Annotated in this window: 16 protein-coding genes and 1 pseudogene; 8 read left to right on the forward strand and 9 right to left on the reverse strand. The window is 38.0% G+C overall.

Annotated elements, in window-relative coordinates:
• Positions 1-499: 499 nt before the first annotated feature.
• Positions 500-1,159, reverse strand: coding sequence for a YkyA family protein (locus BALCAV_RS01825; protein ID WP_003320936.1), 660 nt, complete (start codon positions 1,157-1,159; stop codon positions 500-502).
• Between the two features lie 355 nt (positions 1,160-1,514).
• Here BALCAV_RS01825 and BALCAV_RS22660 point away from each other — a divergent pair.
• The 8 genes and pseudogenes from BALCAV_RS22660 to BALCAV_RS01865 all read left to right on the forward strand — a co-directional run.
• Positions 1,515-1,583: pseudogene (locus BALCAV_RS22660) on the forward strand (YjcZ family sporulation protein); the annotation flags it as partial.
• Between the two features lie 258 nt (positions 1,584-1,841).
• On the forward strand, positions 1,842-2,378 hold the full coding sequence (def, locus tag BALCAV_RS01835; protein WP_003320933.1) for a peptide deformylase: 537 nt from the start codon (positions 1,842-1,844) through the stop codon (positions 2,376-2,378).
• A gap of 555 nt (positions 2,379-2,933) precedes the next feature.
• Entirely contained in the window at positions 2,934-3,143 is a 210-nt protein-coding gene (locus BALCAV_RS01840; protein ID WP_003320932.1) for a DNA-dependent RNA polymerase subunit epsilon, read from the forward strand.
• Positions 3,143-4,810, forward strand: coding sequence for a ribonuclease J1 (gene rnjA / locus BALCAV_RS01845; protein WP_003320931.1), 1,668 nt, complete (start codon positions 3,143-3,145; stop codon positions 4,808-4,810). Before BALCAV_RS01840 ends, rnjA begins: the two co-directional genes overlap by 1 nt.
• A 445-nt stretch (positions 4,811-5,255) precedes the next feature.
• On the forward strand, positions 5,256-6,296 hold the full coding sequence (locus tag BALCAV_RS01850; protein WP_003324572.1) for a LacI family DNA-binding transcriptional regulator: 1,041 nt from the start codon (positions 5,256-5,258) through the stop codon (positions 6,294-6,296).
• Positions 6,296-7,456 carry a Gfo/Idh/MocA family protein gene (locus BALCAV_RS01855; protein ID WP_003324573.1) on the forward strand — a complete coding sequence of 387 codons (1,161 nt, stop codon included), beginning with the start codon at positions 6,296-6,298 and terminating at the stop codon, positions 7,454-7,456. Before BALCAV_RS01850 ends, BALCAV_RS01855 begins: the two co-directional genes overlap by 1 nt.
• Before the next feature lie 48 nt (positions 7,457-7,504).
• Positions 7,505-8,254, forward strand: coding sequence for a ThuA domain-containing protein (locus BALCAV_RS01860; RefSeq protein WP_003324574.1), 750 nt, complete (start codon positions 7,505-7,507; stop codon positions 8,252-8,254).
• A gap of 24 nt (positions 8,255-8,278) precedes the next feature.
• Complete coding sequence (locus tag BALCAV_RS01865; protein WP_003324575.1) at positions 8,279-9,391, forward strand: Gfo/Idh/MocA family protein; 1,113 nt, start codon at positions 8,279-8,281, stop codon at positions 9,389-9,391.
• A 358-nt stretch (positions 9,392-9,749) separates the two neighbouring features.
• Here BALCAV_RS01865 and BALCAV_RS01870 read toward each other — a convergent pair whose 3' ends face one another.
• The 8 genes from BALCAV_RS01870 to BALCAV_RS01905 form a co-directional block, all read right to left on the reverse strand.
• On the reverse strand, positions 9,750-10,598 hold the full coding sequence (locus BALCAV_RS01870; protein ID WP_003321720.1) for an SDR family oxidoreductase: 849 nt from the start codon (positions 10,596-10,598) through the stop codon (positions 9,750-9,752).
• Complete coding sequence (gene uxuA / locus BALCAV_RS01875; RefSeq protein ID WP_003321721.1) at positions 10,574-11,671, reverse strand: mannonate dehydratase; 1,098 nt, start codon at positions 11,669-11,671, stop codon at positions 10,574-10,576. Before uxuA ends, BALCAV_RS01870 begins: the two co-directional genes overlap by 25 nt.
• A gap of 102 nt (positions 11,672-11,773) precedes the next feature.
• Complete coding sequence (locus tag BALCAV_RS01880) at positions 11,774-12,457, reverse strand: GntR family transcriptional regulator (protein ID WP_003321722.1); 684 nt, start codon at positions 12,455-12,457, stop codon at positions 11,774-11,776.
• Positions 12,458-12,588: 131 nt separating this feature from the next.
• Positions 12,589-12,990, reverse strand: coding sequence for a VOC family protein (locus BALCAV_RS01885; protein ID WP_003321723.1), 402 nt, complete (start codon positions 12,988-12,990; stop codon positions 12,589-12,591).
• A gap of 5 nt (positions 12,991-12,995) precedes the next feature.
• Entirely contained in the window at positions 12,996-14,108 is a 1,113-nt protein-coding gene (locus BALCAV_RS01890; protein WP_003321724.1) for a Gfo/Idh/MocA family protein, read from the reverse strand.
• A gap of 24 nt (positions 14,109-14,132) precedes the next feature.
• A complete protein-coding gene (locus tag BALCAV_RS01895) occupies positions 14,133-15,296 on the reverse strand; it encodes a Gfo/Idh/MocA family protein (protein WP_003321725.1) in 1,164 nt (387 codons plus the stop codon).
• A 71-nt stretch (positions 15,297-15,367) separates the two neighbouring features.
• On the reverse strand, positions 15,368-16,249 hold the full coding sequence (locus tag BALCAV_RS01900; RefSeq protein ID WP_003321726.1) for a carbohydrate ABC transporter permease: 882 nt from the start codon (positions 16,247-16,249) through the stop codon (positions 15,368-15,370).
• A gap of 12 nt (positions 16,250-16,261) precedes the next feature.
• Positions 16,262-17,215 carry an ABC transporter permease gene (locus BALCAV_RS01905; RefSeq protein WP_003321727.1) on the reverse strand — a complete coding sequence of 318 codons (954 nt, stop codon included), beginning with the start codon at positions 17,213-17,215 and terminating at the stop codon, positions 16,262-16,264.
• Between the last annotated feature and the right edge of the window lie 43 nt (positions 17,216-17,258).

Raw genomic sequence — 17,258 nt, forward strand, 5'->3', positions numbered from 1 at the left:
TTCTATTCGGAAAATGTCAATCACTTTTCTGGTCTATGTCTTCATGTTCACATGTTGTAATTCATAGTCAGAAACCCTTCATTAGGATGTCCTATTGTGCAATCAATCATTACATAATGATAAAAGAAAACACATATTCTTTGTTTTCATAAACTGTATTAGTCAATAGACAGAAAAAGTAATACAATTTACCCTATGCAAAACAGTCTACATCAACAGATAGAAATCCGTCAATCCTTTTGTTTTTCCGCTCTTACAATTTATGATTACTTTAACTTTTCTTTATATAAAAGCACTCCTGTGTTATAGATCACCTTACAATAAAATAGTACAGTTAGTTATACAAGCGTTTTCATAATATAAACAAGCCCCATCCCAGATAGACATTCCTTTTTTGCTAAAAAGTAAAACCCCAAAATGGACAAAGACTTTTATCGGACAAGCAAAAAACGAGAATTCTTATATTTCAAGAATCCCCGTTTTTTAAGCCTGCTTTTGCCTATTCATTTAATTCCCAATTTAAATCTGCCGCAGAATAATAAGCTTGCTTGCTTTCATTATACTCTTCTGTGAACTGATTAAATACATCTCTCGTTTCGTTTATACTGGAATATGATTCATTAACCTCTTCAATTTTTTCCTGTAGCTCAACTAATTCAAAATCTTCCCGTTGCAATAATTCAAATAATTCACGATCAAGATTAATCGATTCGATATAAGCTGTATGTAAGTCTTGGTAGCTATCATAACGGGCTTTCATTTTTTCCCGTAACGTTTGATAATGTTCCAACTCTTCACCTTCATTGATTTCATTTTCAAAGGCTTCTACTTTTTGGAATTCTTCATAACTTTGTTCGATGCTTTCTTTTTCCAAGGCGATTGCGCTCTCTCTGGTTTCAATAGAAGCAAGTGCCTCTTCGGTTAATGAAAGAATTTTCTCAAACTCATCAATTCCTAAATCAATCACTTCCTCGTAAAGTTGTTGTTCATTATTTTCAGCCGCTTTCAAGACCTCTTGCTGCTGCTTAAAAGTTGATTCCAGCTCAACGGCTTGTTCAAGATGGGTAAACACATCTTCTGCCACATTATTCCCACAAGCAGCCAACAACAGCATCATTAAAAGCGATAGTGTCATATACCATCGTTTTTTTACAGACACACCATTTCCCCCTATTCTAATCCCAACTAAATAGTCCCTTACTAAAGACACTAAAACAAACAAATCGAATTGGCAACCGAAATCCTTTTCCCTTTCTAAAAATCTATATGATTTTCTAATAAAAATTATGCACTTGTCCACTTTTTAACTAAACATATATCCACTTTTTCTTAAAAAAATGGGCATTCATCCAATCGCCCTCTTTGCTTATGCATATTGTAAATAGTGAGTCGCACATAGTGTGATGTACCAAAAAGGAGGAATTTACATGTACGGATATGGTTCAGATTGTGGATGTTATGATCCTTGTGGATATGGTTACGGGGCACCAGCAGCACCTGTTGCAGGTTTTGGCGGTGGATATAATAAAGGATTTGCGTTAATCGTAGTATTATTTATTCTATTAGTAATCGTTGGGGCAGCTTGCTTCAATGGTGGGGGCCCAGGACCAGACTGCAAAAAGTAAGAGAATAGTTTACTTAACAGCTTCTGAAGCACTTCATTCAGAGGCTGTTGTTTTAAAAAAGCTTCATTTCAATAAAAACTTGCCAATGCACTACACTTTTCGATAAAGTAAGACATAGTAAAAGGAGAGTTTATATTTTTCTTATCTCCTAAACAATCTAAACAAATCCCATTGACTATTATATAGCATTATTTGCTCTACAAAGGAGAGGTACATATGATTACAATGAAAGATATCGTTCGTGAAGGACATCCCGTTTTACGTGAGGTCGCAAAAGAAGTAACCTTACCAGCAACAGCCGAAGAAAAAGAAATACTAAGTGAGATGCTTCAATTTATTAAAAATAGTCAAGACCCAGAAATTGCGGACAAGTATAATTTACGTCCAGGTGTCGGAATTGCCGCACCGCAAATTGGCATCTCTAAAAGAATGTTTGCCGTCCACACTTATGACGAAAATGACGTCTTATATAGCTACGGTCTATTTAACCCGAAAATGATTAGTCATTCCGTTGAAGAAAATCATTTGGATGGCGGGGAAGGCTGTTTATCCGTTGACAGAGAAATCACCGGAATTGTCCCACGACATGCCCGAATCACAGTTAAAGGAACAACACTAGAAGGAGAAGAAGTCAAATTAAAATTAAAAGGTTACATTGCGATTGTTTTTCAACATGAATTAGACCATTTGGATGGCATTATGTTCTATGACCGGATCGAAGCATTTCAAGATAAGTTAAAGAAACCACTATAAGCTTTTCAATAAAAAGAGCTACCCGATAAAGATCATTTTAATTGACATTACCGGTACAGCTCTTTTTTTATAGTCCCGATTGTAGCTTGAAGGAGTATCTAAAATCAGCCCTAACCTAAATATCCATTGGTTTTCTTCCTTCAAAGATTAGCTGTTATCAAATTTTCAAATTATCTCTTCACCAAATGTTTGTCTTTCAAGGTTCACCCCTTCCTTTTCCATTCATTCCCACCAAAAGACCCTTTAATTTTACATATACTAACGCTAAGGACTAAAGAAAAGGAGGGTTTATTATGTTAAAAAAACTTCGCAAAAAGCTCATCGATGGTTGCAAAAATCTCTTGCCAAAGAAACGTTTGCTTGAGGTATAGAATAATTCAATAATGATTAAACTGTACAATTAGTCATAAAAACATGTAGGATAAATAAAAAAAGTTAGTTTCATTACAAGCGTTTACACTCTTTTTTATTATAGCTCTTAAAGAAAAACATGAAAAAGATGATATATTGCTTTATAATGAAAAAATAACCAATGTTTAAGGAGAGGTATTATCTATGTTATTTAAAGTTTTTTTCCAAAAAATCGCAAATCAAGTTCCAGTACGTGAACTTACAGATGCTATTTATGTTGAAGGTACAAGTGAGGCAGATGTCCGTAAAAAGCTTGCTGACCGCAACTACAACATCGAATTTATTACTGAAATCTCTGGCGCTCATTTAGAGTATGAACAGGCTCGAGAAGACTTTAAGGTGGAATCCATTTAATGAAACAAGTAAAAAATAATCAAACAGCCGTATTTGCTCTTGGTGGACTCGGGGAAATCGGAAAAAATATGTATGCTGTTCAGTTCCAAGATGAGATCATTATTATTGATGCCGGAATTATGTTTCCAGAGGACGAACTTCTAGGTATTGATTATGTTATTCCTGACTTTACTTATTTAAGTAAAAATATTGATAAGATCAAAGGCCTATTTATCACACATGGTCACGAAGATCATATTGGTGGTATCCCTTATTTATTAAGAGAAATTAACATTCCTATTTACGGTGGGAAGTTAGCCTTAGGTTTATTAAAAGGAAAGTTAGAAGAACATGGTCTTATCCGAAAAACTAAGCTAATAGAAATTCAAGAAGATCAAATTATTAAGTTTACAAAAACATCCGTATCCTTCTTTAGAACGACCCACAGTATTCCTGACTCATACGGTATTGTCGTCAAAACACCACCAGGGAATATTGTACATACAGGGGACTTTAAGTTTGATTTCACTCCAGTTGGTGAACCAGCAAACTTAACTAAAATGGCCAAGATTGGTGAGGAAGGTGTTCTTTGTTTACTTTCTGACAGTACAAACAGTGAAATACCTGAATTTACAATGTCAGAGCGAAAAGTCGGCGAAAGCATTGATAGCATTTTTAGAAAAGTGAACGGACGTATTATTTTTGCTACTTTTGCATCTAATATTCATCGCCTTCAACAAGTAATCGAGTCCGCTGTACAACATGGACGTAAAGTTGCAGTATTTGGACGCAGTATGGAGTCCGCCCTTTCAATCGGACAAGATTTAGGGTATATTAATGCTCCTAAAGAAACGTTTATTGAACCGAGCCAGTTAAACAAACTGCCTGACAATCAAATAACGATTCTTTGTACAGGGAGTCAAGGTGAACCAATGGCGGCTCTTTCTCGTATCGCTTATGGTACACATCGTCAAATTCAAATCATTCCTGGGGATACGGTCGTCTTTTCATCGTCACCAATTCCAGGTAATACCGTAAGTGTCGGAAAAACCATTAATCAGCTTTATCGTGCAGGAGCCAATGTTATTCACGGACCACTTAATGACATTCACACATCTGGACATGGTGGACAAGAGGAGCAAAAATTAATGCTTCGTCTGATGAAGCCTCAGTATTTCTTACCTATTCACGGTGAGTATCGGATGATGAAAATGCATATTAAATTAGCGAAGGATTGTGGAGTTGCTGAGGAAAATTGCTTTATTATGGACAATGGAGATATACTAGCCCTCCACCCTGATGAGGCTGGTGTCGTTGGCAAAATCCCTTCCGGTTCTGTTTATGTAGACGGAAATGGAATTGGAGATATCGGCAATATTGTTTTACGCGACCGCCGAATTTTATCAGAAGAAGGATTGGTCGTTGTAGTTGTCAGCTTAGATATGAAAGAATTTAAAGTAACAGCTGGTCCAGATATCATTTCAAGAGGTTTTGTCTACATGAGAGAGTCAAGTGACTTAATTCATGAAGCTCAAAAATTACTCGCCAAACATCTAGATGATGTGATGGAAAAGAAAACATCACAATGGTCAGAAATCAAAAATGAAATGACTGATTTATTAGGACCTTTCCTCTATGAGAGAACAAAACGTAAACCAATGATTTTACCAATCATTATGGAAGTCTAAAAATAATAGTAGAGGCAACCGCAAAGATGATCTTCTTGCGGTTGTCTTTTTTATATTTCGGATGGAATCTCCTTAAACCAACTAAAATCTTCTTTCCCCCATAACTTCACCTTTTCTCCTTCCAACACTAAAAAGATCGCTCAATTTAAAATTTTCTGATTATAAAGATTGAATTATATACTAAAACTAGGTATGATGTACACGTGTACATTAATCATGTTCTGACCAAACGGACTTCGCTTTTTATCAATCCAGCTACGTCCGTTAGAAGCTCGAGAAAAATCGGTCGTCTTTATGAAGACAAAGAACGTCTTCAACAGCCGCCCTTGCCCACAGGATGTGGGTACAAGGCGTGGTGATTGACGTCGCGAATTTAGCGTTGTTCCTCAGTAATCTCGCTTCTGACCAAACGGACTTCGCTTTTTATTTAAGGAGGTGTCGAGCTATGGGTACTAGAAAAGATGTCGCAAAACAGGCTGGGGTATCTGAAGCGACCGTATCACGTGTTTTTAATAACGTCCCCCCTATTCGTGAAGAAACAAAACAAAAGGTATTAGAGGCTGCCAAACAACTAAACTATCATCCTAATGCACTAGCCCAAAATTTTGCCAAAGGAAAAAGTCAAAACATTGGCGTCATCGTCCCTTATCTACCTAAGGTACGCTTGCTTTCCACTTACTACTTCTCTGAAATATTAAGTGGGATTGGTGTCAAACTCGGAGAAATGAATTATCGTTTGTTGCTCTTATTTCAATCTCCACATAAACCAAGAGACTATGTCCATCTTTTTCAAACACAAAAAGTCGACGGTTGTATCATTTTAGGCTCACAAGATTTTTTAGATGAAAAGGCCGCACTAGAACGATTACATCAATTAGCCCTGCCTTACTGCCTTGTTAATCAAACCTATACTGATTACCCTTTTCACTCGATTGATGCTATGCACTATAAAGGAAGTTATGAGGCAGTATCACTTCTTTTGCAAAAAGGCTTAACACAGATTGCCTTTTTAAATGGGCCCGCTAATTACTCCAATAGCTTAGATCGGTTAGCAGGATATCGAGATGCCTTACAAGACAATAATATCAAATTGAATGAACAGTGGATATTTCAAGGTAACTATAGCCGGAAAAGTGGGTATCAAGCTGCAGCGAATATCGGATCTCACCTCTCAGAAATAGAGGCCATTTTTGCTTCTAATGATCGGATGGCTGTTGGGCTTATGCAGGGACTACGTGAACAAGGCTATCAAGCTGGTCAAGATTATGCCCTTATTGGGTACGATGATTCTGATATCGTGAGCATGCTAACCCCACAACTAGCTTCTGTAAATGTCCCTCTGTTTGAAATGGGCCAACTCGCAGCCGAAAAAGTCTTATCTATGATAACGGAGGGAATTAAAGAACAAGTTCAAATTAAATTGCCCGTCACAGTCATGGAACGAGAATCTATTCAAGTCAATTTCCCAAAAAAGGAGATAAAATAATGAAAAAGTTGAATATTGGCATGATCGGTTACAAATTTATGGGAAAAGCTCATAGCCATGCTTATCGAGACCTCCCTCTCTTCTTCCCAAAACATATTCACCCCCATATGAAAGTGATTTGTGGTCGAAGCCTTGAAAGTGTGGCTGATGCTGCCTCTCAATTTGGCTGGGATGAATATACAACAGATTGGAGAGAAATGTTGACCAGAGATGATATTGACTTAATTGATATTAACGCACCTAGTGATGTACATAAAGAGATTGCTATTGAAGCAGCTAAAGCCGGAAAGCATGTGTTTTGCGAAAAACCGTTAGCGCTTACATTAGCAGATTCTAGAGAAATGTTAGAAGCAGTTGAAGCAGCAGGTGTTAAACATATGGTTGGTTTTAACTATCGCTTTACTCCCGCTGTTATGTTAGCGAAAAAATTGATCGATGAGGGACGATTAGGTGACATTTACCATTTCCGGGCTTGGTTTTTACAAGACTGGATCATTGACCCTGACTTCCCACTCGTTTGGCGGTTACAAAAAGAAATTGCTGGTTCAGGTTCTCACGGTGATTTAGGTGCCCACTTAATTGATATGGCTCACTATTTGATTGGCGATATAACAGATGTGATTGGGATGAGCGAGACCTTTATTAAAGAAAGACCACTTCCACAGGAAATGACAGGCCTATCTGCAACAGGTAGTCAAAGTAAGGAAAAAGGACCTGTCACCGTTGATGATGCAACATTATTTTTAGCTAAATTTGCGAATGGAGCTATTGGTAGCTTTGAAGCAACACGTTTCGCGACCGGTCATAGAAGTACAAACTCTTTTGAAATTAACGGAAGTAAAGGAAGCGTTATCTTTGATTTTGAACGGATGAATGAACTACAAGTCTATTTTGTCGAGGACAAGGAGGATGTCCAAGGCTTCCGTCGTGTCTTAGCAACAGATGCCGCTCATGCCTATTCCGACGTTTGGTGGCCTGCTGGTCATACAATTGGTTATGAACATACCTTCATTCATTCAGTTGTAGAGCTGATGGAAGCTTTCCAAGAAGAACGTCAGCCCGTTCCAAACTTCAAAGATGGAGTCAAGTGTCAGCAAGTTTTAGAAGCTGTAGAACATTCCATTGAGCAAAAGAAATGGATCAAAGTAACAGACTTATAAAATTCTGCTTAAGGAAAAGGTATAAACACAATAGAAGGAGGATTTATTATGAAAAAGAAGGCTTTAATTGTATGGGGTGGTTGGGATGGTCATGAACCAGAACAAGTGGCGACTATTTTTAAAGGAATTTTAGAAGAAGAAAACTTTGCCGTAGAAGTTTCTGATTCATTAGAATCCTATGCTGATGTGGATAAATTGAAGTCATTGGATTTAATCGTTCCCCATTGGACAATGGGTCAAATCGAAAAAAAATATGTGCAAAATATTTCAGCGGCGATTATGAGTGGCGTTGGTTTAGCTGGTTGCCACGGTGGGATGTGTGACTCCTTTCGAAACAATGTTGATTGGCAATTTATGACTGGTGGTAATTGGGTCGCTCACCCTGGGAATGATGGAGTTGAATATATGGTGAATGTTAAACATTCTTCTAGTTCATTACTTGAAGGGATATCAGACTTCAAAGTGGTAAGTGAACAATATTATCTCCATGTTGATCCAGTAGTAGAAGTGTTAGCTACCACCCGTTTCCCTGTTGTGGATGGTCCACATGCAACAAATAAAGCGGTCGATATGCCTGTAGTCTGGACGAAACGTTGGGGATCCGGTCGAGTATTTTACAACTCCTTAGGACATGTAGCAAACATCGTAGCCATGCCTGAGGTTAAAACGATCATGCGTCGCGGATTTCTCTGGGCTGCGGAAGGAAAAATACTTTACCAGGATAAAGAAGAAAATACATTTGCAGCATCAGGTAATGGCTCAGGAAACATTTACACTGGTATGGGAGATAGTCAGTAAACGAATTGGGGGTATCCATTCATAATGAAAAAAATAAAAGTAGGACTTATTGGATGCGGGAATATCAGCTCCGTTTATTTTAAAAATTGTTTAGAATTTGAACATTTTGAGCTGGTCGCATGTGCCGATCTCGACCTTGAGCGTACAAGAGCTCAGGCAGCACGTTATGGCGTAAATGCCTATACGATCCAGGAATTACTTAACGATGAAGACATTGAACTTGTTATTAACTTAACAACTCCAAAAGCACATGCAGCCGTTTGTATTCAAGCACTTGAAGCAGGAAAACATGTTTATACAGAGAAACCACTAGCGGTCACACGTGAAGAAGGGCGCCAGATCTTAGATGTAGCCAAACAAAAAGGGCTTCGTATTGGCAGTGCTCCTGATACATTTTTAGGTGGAGGAATTCAAACCGCCATCCACCTCATTGAAAAAGGAGAAATCGGTACTCCTATTGGTGCTACGGCCTTTATGATGAGTCGTGGACATGAGCATTGGCATCCTGACCCATCCTTTTATTATGATGTCGGTGGTGGCCCAATGTTTGATATGGGACCTTATTACTTAACAGCATTAATCGCAATGCTAGGCCCGATTAAACGAATCTCTGGTTCTGCACGTATTAGCTATCCTGAACGAACGATTACAAGTGAACCAAAAGCAGGCACAAAAATCCAAGTTCAAACTCCAACCCATATTTCAGGAGTTCTTGACTTTTCCTCAGGAGCGATTGGAACGCTCATCACAAGTTTTGATGTCTTTGGTGGCTCCACGCTTCCCCGGATGGAGGTTTACGGAAGTGAAGGAACGTTACTCGTACCGGATCCTAATACATTTGGCGGTCCGGTCTTAATACGAAAACGGGATGAACATGAGTTTGTTGAGGTTCCTTTAACTCATTATTACGATCAAAACAGTCGTGGAATTGGCGTGGCTGATATGGCGGAGTCTATCCAACGACAAAGAGCCCATAGAGCAAATGGAGAGCTTGCTTTTCACGTCCTTGAAGCGATGCATGGATTCCATGACGCCTCTAACAATGGCACATTCTATCATATGGAAAGCACGTGTTTAAAACCAGCCCCACTTCCTTTAAACTATCATTTTTCTCCGAGAACTAACACGACCAAATAACCAAGAGCTCTAACCATTTGTCAATTACTCTTCAAAAAAAAGAGGCTGAGACATAACCACTAAAAAAAGAGTTAGATGACTAGAACTGACAGTCATCTAACTTTTTTAATGAAAATTACTTATTTTATATTACAAAAGGAATGAGAAGATTTACCCTCTATCTTAGTGGACGAAAACATGCGGAGACTCCCAGTGGGATCTAGTGGCAGAGCCGAAATCCACTAGTGAAACTAGTTAGTTCGGCGCCACCCACAGGACGCGGAGCATGATTTTCGGGAACGGTGAGTAGAACGCTTTTCAAATCAGTACAGAGTTTTGTCCTAGCCTCTTTCAATTTTTCTCTAACAAAATTTCTCTTTTACACACCTGAATAAGATAAAAAACCTCCATCAACTGGGACCGTAATTCCCGTTACAAAGCCAGACATATTCTCATCTGCTAACCAGATCAAGGTGCCCAGTAAATCTTCTGGTTTTCCAAATCTCCCCATCGGCGTATGAGTTAAAATTTTATGAGAACGTTCTGTTAATGACCCATCTTCATTCGTTAATAATCTTCGGTTCTGATCGGTCAAGAAAAAACCTGGGGCTATCGAATTCACTCTGATGCCGACTTCAGCCATATGAACAGCCAACCATTGAGTGAAATTATCAATTCCCGCCTTAGCCGCACTATAAGCTGGAACCTTTGTCATCGGAGAAGGTGCACTCATTGAAGACATATTAATAATCGTTTTGCCACGTTTATTGACCATCTTTTTTGAAAAAACTTGGGTAGGAATAACCGTCCCGATTAAATTTAAATGAAAAACAAATTGAAAACCTTCTGTTGTTAAATCAAAAAATGTTTTGAGTTCTTTATTCTCTAAATCTTCTAGTTTAAATGTTTCATTGGTTGTTGCCCCATCTGGATGATTGCCACCAGCACCGTTAATTAAAATATCACATTCTCCAAGCTGTTCTGTTATGAGAGCTTCTGCCTCAATCACACTTTGTTTATCGAGCACATCACAAGAAACCGCTAGAGCTGTACCGCCACTTTCCCGAATCTCTTGTTCAACGACTTTCCCTTTTTCAAGCTGGCGATTTAAAATAGCGACTTTTACTCCTTGTCTACCAAGCTCGCGGGCCATCGCTCCACATAAAACACCACTACCACCTGTAATAACGGCCACTTTTCCTTTTAAATTTCCATTGATTGATAGCATTGTTTCTCCCCCTGCTTCAAACGTTCAAGTGAATCCCAAATTCCCCATAAGTACATAATGCCAAGGCCACGATCGTAAAGGCCATAACCAGGTCGACATTTCTCATCCCAAATATGGCGACCATGATCAGGTCTTGCATAACCAGTAAAACCAATGTCATGATAAGCTTTCATAATACTTAAAATGTCAACGGTTCCGTCAGATGAACGATGAGAGGTTTCAATAAAATCGCCATTTTCATATGTTCTCACATTACGAATATGAGCAAAATGAATACGATCCGCAAATTTCCTTACCATTTCAGCAACATTATTATTCGGATTGGCCCCCAACGACCCACTACAAAGCGTCAGCCCATTTGCTGGACGGTCAACAAGCTTTAAAAAACGCTGAATATTATCTTCGTTAATAATGATTCTAGGCAAACCGAAAACTGAAAATGGAGGGTCATCTGGATGAATCGCCATTTTTATATTGTTTTCTTCTGCGACAGGAATAATTTGTTCTAAAAAGTAGTGCAAGTTCTTCCAGAGATCTTCTTCCGTCACCTCTTTATAGAGATCAAATAATTTCGTTAAATATTTCAATCTCTCTGGTTCCCAACCTGGCATCGTAAGCGATACGTTTTCCGCAATCTCTTTTACTAGTTCAATTGGATCTATATTGGTAATCTTCGCCTTCTCAAAAAATAAAGCGGTCGACCCATCCTCAAGTTCCTTGAATAGCTCGGTACGTGTCCAATCAAATACAGGCATAAAATTATAACAAATCACCTTTACACCAACTTGAGCCAATCTTTCTATTGTTTTTTTATAGTTTTCAATATAGAAATCTCTAGTAGGTAGTCCTAACTTAATGTCCTCATGAATATTGACACTTTCTACAACATCAATGTTGAAATCATGAAGCTCTGCTTGTAATTTTACTTCTTTTATTCGCTCTAATGGCCACTCCTCCCCAACAGGGATGTCGTGAAGTGCCCAGACAATTCCTTCAACACCGGGAATCTGTTTCACATGCTCTAGCGGAATAAAATCATTCCCTTCACCGAACCAGCGAAATACCATTTTCATCTGTCTACAACTCCATTCCTTCTGTTTCTAAAGCTAAATAACCCTCAATATCCGTACTATTGATGTCGTTCACGAATGTTTATCCGTATTCATATTTTCTCGTCATTTAAAATAATTAGGATAAGCGACTTTCAGTTCACCTTGATCGTTGTTCACGAGTGTAAGATGATGGTGGACAATTTCTTTTGCTTTTAACGAATCTTGTGCTCGTATCGCTTCAATCATTCCTTCGTGCTGAGATAAAAGGATATTCCAATTATAATTATCTGTTAAACTCAACATCCGCACGCGATTTAAATGAGTATTCATTTGCTGGATAATCATCCAAATTCTCTTTTTTCCACATCCTTCAGAAATAGTCTCATGAAACTCTTCATCCAGTTCAAAGAATTTCTTATAGTCTCCTACTTCAACACAACGTTTTTGCATATATAAATTAAATTCTAATTTCTCCAAATAGGTAGGGGAAAAAAGTTTACAAGCCAACTGTATAGCGGCAATCTCTAAATGTTCGCGAATAAACCTAGCTTCTTCCACATGCTTAAGATCAATGAGTGCTACAAATGATCCTTTTTGTGGGAATACTTCTAATAGTTCATCTTGCACAAGTTTGACAAAGGCTTCTCGTACAGGCGTTCTGCTCACTTGAAGTTTCTCTGATATTTCTTTTTCTGATATGTTTAAACCCGGTTCAAGTTTTAATGAAATAATATTTTCTCGCAATACGTGATATACGTAATCTCGGGTCGACGAAAACTCAGTTCGTTCACTAATTTCTAAAATCACTGTATCCCCCTCCTTACTTCCATACTTTTCTTTTAATTAAATTTAGACAAAGGACTGATCCCGATACAATTAACTAACTAATCAGGGCTCAGTCCTTATTCATTACTAAACATACTTGCTCACCAAATCATCTAATCATTTTTTTGCCTGAGCATCGCTTGGTCAACATTCAGTTCAATTAAATTCCGATCTGGGTCCATGCAAAAAATTTGAGCAAATCCACTGTCACTATTTGGTTTCTCTACAATCTCAATCTCCTTATTTTTCAAGTATTGAAGAGTCTTTTCATAATCTTTCACACGGATAGCAAAATGACCATCCTTTGTCTGAATATCCCCTTCTCTTAAAGTATCAGAGGCTGGGTGCACAATTAAATGCAGCTGCTGATTTCCAATTTGATACCAAGCACCAGGGAAATCAAAATCAGGACGCTTTATTTCTTGAAAACCAAGAATCGTGCCATAAAAATACTTTGCTCTTTCTAAATTAGTAATAGAAAGACTTACATGATGTATCGACTCCATTTCAAACAAATGTATCACCCCTCAAACGGTGTTAAACTTACTTCTGTTTCAGCTGTTTCAATTTTTAGTGCTTGTTCCTGTGCGATAATACATAACTCAGCTGCTTTAAAGGCATGTTCTTGTGTCATCGCATTTTCCGTACCTTCCAAACAATCCAAAATAAACTGTCCAAAGTATGGAAACCCTACTTTTCCGGATAACTCAAAATGCTTCTCTCCTTCTTGATTAACAAGATATAAATGATTTGACGTGTTATCACGACCAATATCAATATATTTACGAATTTCAATATACCCTTCTGTACCTAAAATAAGCGCACGTCCATCTCCCCATGTTCCTAAACCATCAGGGGTCAACCAATCAACTCGAAAATAAAACGTTGCCCCATTATCAGCTACAAGTGTCGCATCACCAAAATCCTCGAAATGGGCGTATTCCTTAAAATGATAATTGGCTACTTTACTGTGTAAGACCTTGGCATCTTTTGCTCCTGTAAAATGAAGAAATTGTTCAATCTGATGACTTCCAATATCACATAAAATTCCACCATAACAATTTGGATCAAAGAACCAATCTGGCCTACTGTTAGCATTAGCACGGTGCGGTCCCGTTCCTATTACTTGAACAACACGTCCAATCGTCCCTTGTTCAATTAATTGTCCGGCAAAGACGGCACTTTCGACATGCAAACGTTCACTATAATAAATGCCCCACTTCAGCCCTGTTTCCGCTGTTTTTTGTCTTGCTTTTTCGATTTGATCAAGTTTCGTAAAAGCTGGCTTATCTGCAAAATAATGCTTTCCATGCTCCAAAGCTCGAAGACCTAACTCCCCGCGTTCATTTGGGATACAAGCGGATGCAATAAGCTTAATTTGAGAATCATTTAAGATTTCTTCTTCTGTTGTTGCAACTTTTACTTTAGGAAAACTCTCACAAAATTTTTCCACCTTTTTAGGATCTGGATCATATACGGCCACTAACTCTGCACCGGCTTCAAGCAACCCATTACACATTCCGTAAATATGCCCATGATCAAGGCCAATAGCAGCAAAAGGAAAACTCCCCCTTTCAATAACTTCATTGACCTTTCCTACTGGTGCATAATTCATTCCGTCTTGTTTATCCATTCCGTCCACCCCTTATCAATCGTTTTATTGCTCGTTTGAGTAATTCCCACCAGTTGTTATCTTATTTTCTGTAAAATTCTCTATACTACTTTTCTTCTCATAGAAATGAGTCGCTTGCTTCATAACTCCTTCCCGTGTATAAAATGGACTGTCTTCATTTAATGGGAGAGTAACCGCTGTACTTAAACTCGAGGCTTGGTAAATAGCTGTAATAAGTTCAAGTGTTTGCCGCCCTTGGATCCCATCAACAAGGACTTCTTTTTTGCCTTCTATCGCAAGGAGTACATCATTAATTTGCCCTGTATGTCCTTCATATTGAAGAGCTGGTTGTTTATCATATACTTGCTGGATTTTCTCCTCTAATTCTTGATCCTTTTCCGGAAAACCGTTTAATAAAGATTTGGACGCGGTTAGTTTCCAAGGAACCGACACACGAGCTTTTTTCCCTTGGAAGATCAATTGTTGTTCTTCTCCATGATGAACAACAGAACTCGTCACTTGTGCTAAACTTCCATCATCATAACGACAAATCGCAATCGACAAATCTTCTACCTCTGCATTGTCATGAGAAGTATTTGTTGAAACGGCCGTTATTTCATCTGGCATCCCATTCATCCATTGGAAAATGTCAATATGGTGAACCGCATGGTTTAATGTACAACCACCGCCTTCTTTCTCCCACGTTCCTCTCCACCAAAGATCATAATAACTATGGCCCCTCCACCAAAATGAATCAACTTGTGTATGAACGATTGGACCCATCAGTTTTGTCTCAAGGACCGATTTTAGCTTCATCATTGGTGTCTGAAAACGATTTTGAGCGACCACTGAGAGCACTTTTTGATTTCTTTTGGCTGCTTCATTCATTGCATCACATTCTTCTAAAGAAGAGGCCATTGGCTTTTCAACTAATACATGTTTGCTAGAATTCAATAAAGCAATTGCCACTTCGGCATGAGTATAAGGAGGTGTACAAACTGACACAAGATCAATATCCGTCCGCTCAGCTAACTCCAAATAATCTGTATATACATTTACATTCAGATGATACTCGTTGGCTAGTTTTTTAGCCTTTTCTGGATAAATATCACATAAAGCTACGATTTCACAACGTTCTGAAAATTGTTGATATGCTTTAATATGAGCTGAAGCAATTGCACCCGCTCCAATAATGGCTACTTTTATCACCAAGATCCTCTCCTTATTCATTCTAATCATACTAGTATGGTATAGACATTAAAAAAACAAATAACTGACTATTACTCTTTCTCTGCTCCTAAGACAATTCCTTTTACAAAATACTTTTGAATAAATGGATAGACAACCAACATTGGTAATGCCGCAATAAAGATTTGAGCAGATTGTACTGTACGTTGGGATAAATTCCGCAATGTTTCTGCATCTGTTATTTGGCTAAAATCTTGTTGCACAATAATCGTTTGTAAAAAAGTTTGCAATGGATAATTTCTTGCATCATTGTTATAAATCATCCCATCAAACCATGAGTTCCAATGAAAGACCATTGTGAATAATGAAACGGTTGCAATCGCCGGAACAGCAATCGGCAAATAAATTTTCAAGAAAATCTGAAAATGATTTGCACCGTCAATTAAGGCCGATTCTTCTAACGACTTTGGTACTGAGGTACGGAAGAAGTTTAACAATAAAATTAAATTAAAAGCATTTATAGCGGTCGGTAACACTAAGGCCCAGATCGTATTCGTTAAACCTAACCCTGTTACAACCATATATGTAGGGACTAACCCTCCATTAAATAACATAGTAAAAATAAAGAACCATACATAAACTTTACGTCCTTTAAACTCTTCATCATACTTTGAGAGTGAATAAGCTGCACATAGTAGTGCACCCATAGAAATAGCTGTACCTAGTACCACTCGAAGAATCGAAATAAAGAAAGAACGAATGAAATTTTCATTTGCTATTGTGCGTTCATATGCATCGATCGTAAAATCAATCGGCCAAAAAGAAACAATATTTGCTGCTGCTGCCCCACTTCCACTTAACGATACAGCAAAAATATGAACGAGCGGAAGTAGACAAAGCACAGACATTAAGATCATAAAGCTATAATTAAAAATTGTAAAAATGGTATAGCTTTTAGTTTTATACATCCGCATAGGAAATCCCTCCTAGAAAATTCTCCAGTTTGCATACTTGTAAGCTAAACGATATCCTACAATGATTAACACTAAGCTAATAACCGATTTGAATAAGCCTACTGCTGTACCATAACTAAAGTCTCCACTCACTAATGAAACACGATATACATATGTATCAATAATATCTCCTGTTTGATAAACGAGCGGATTATATAGGTTGAAAATTTGGTCAAAACCAGCGTTTAATACATTTCCTAACGATAATGTTCCAACAACGATAATAATTGGTAACATCGCTGGTAACGTAATAAACAAGGTTTGCTTCCAACGATTCGCACCGTCAACAACAGCCGCTTCGTATAAACTAGGATTAACAGCCGTAATCGCAGCAAGGAACACGATCGTGTTAAATCCTGTTTCTTTCCAAAGGTCACTAATAATAACCGTTGTCCTAAACCAATCGTTACTTCCTAAGAAAAAGATTGGATCGACCCCAAACCATAGTAGCCCTTGGTTCACAAGGCCTCCATCTGGTGAAAGTAAATCAAGCAAAATACCACCTAAAATAACCCAAGATAGAAAATAAGGTAAATAGATGATCGTTTGAATCGTTCTCTTAATCGCCATTTTGTACATTTCATTTAATAACAGAGCTACTGTAATTGGGACTATCAATCCAAAAATCATTTTCAATAAAGAAATAATAAGCGTATTCCAAATGACTTGCCTCGCATAGTCATATTCAAACATCATCCTAAAATGTTCAAGCCCCACCCACTGAGAGTCAAAAAAACCGAGCCAAGGTTTAAAATCTTGAAAGGCCATAACGACACCAAACATTGGGGCATATTGAAAAATAAGGCCGAGAACTAGTGCTGGTATCAATAACACATGTAATTGCCACGTTCGTTTAAAATTCCACTTTTGTTTATTCTTTTTAATAACACTGTCCGTTTTCTTTCCTACTACCGGCTGACTCTCCATGACTTTCCCTCCTCATCGCTAAAGAAAGTAACTAGTCTGTACA

The sequence above is a fragment of the Alkalihalobacillus alcalophilus ATCC 27647 = CGMCC 1.3604 genome, from assembly GCF_000292245.2.
GTDB lineage: Bacteria > Bacillota > Bacilli > Bacillales > Bacillaceae_D > Alkalihalobacillus > Alkalihalobacillus alcalophilus.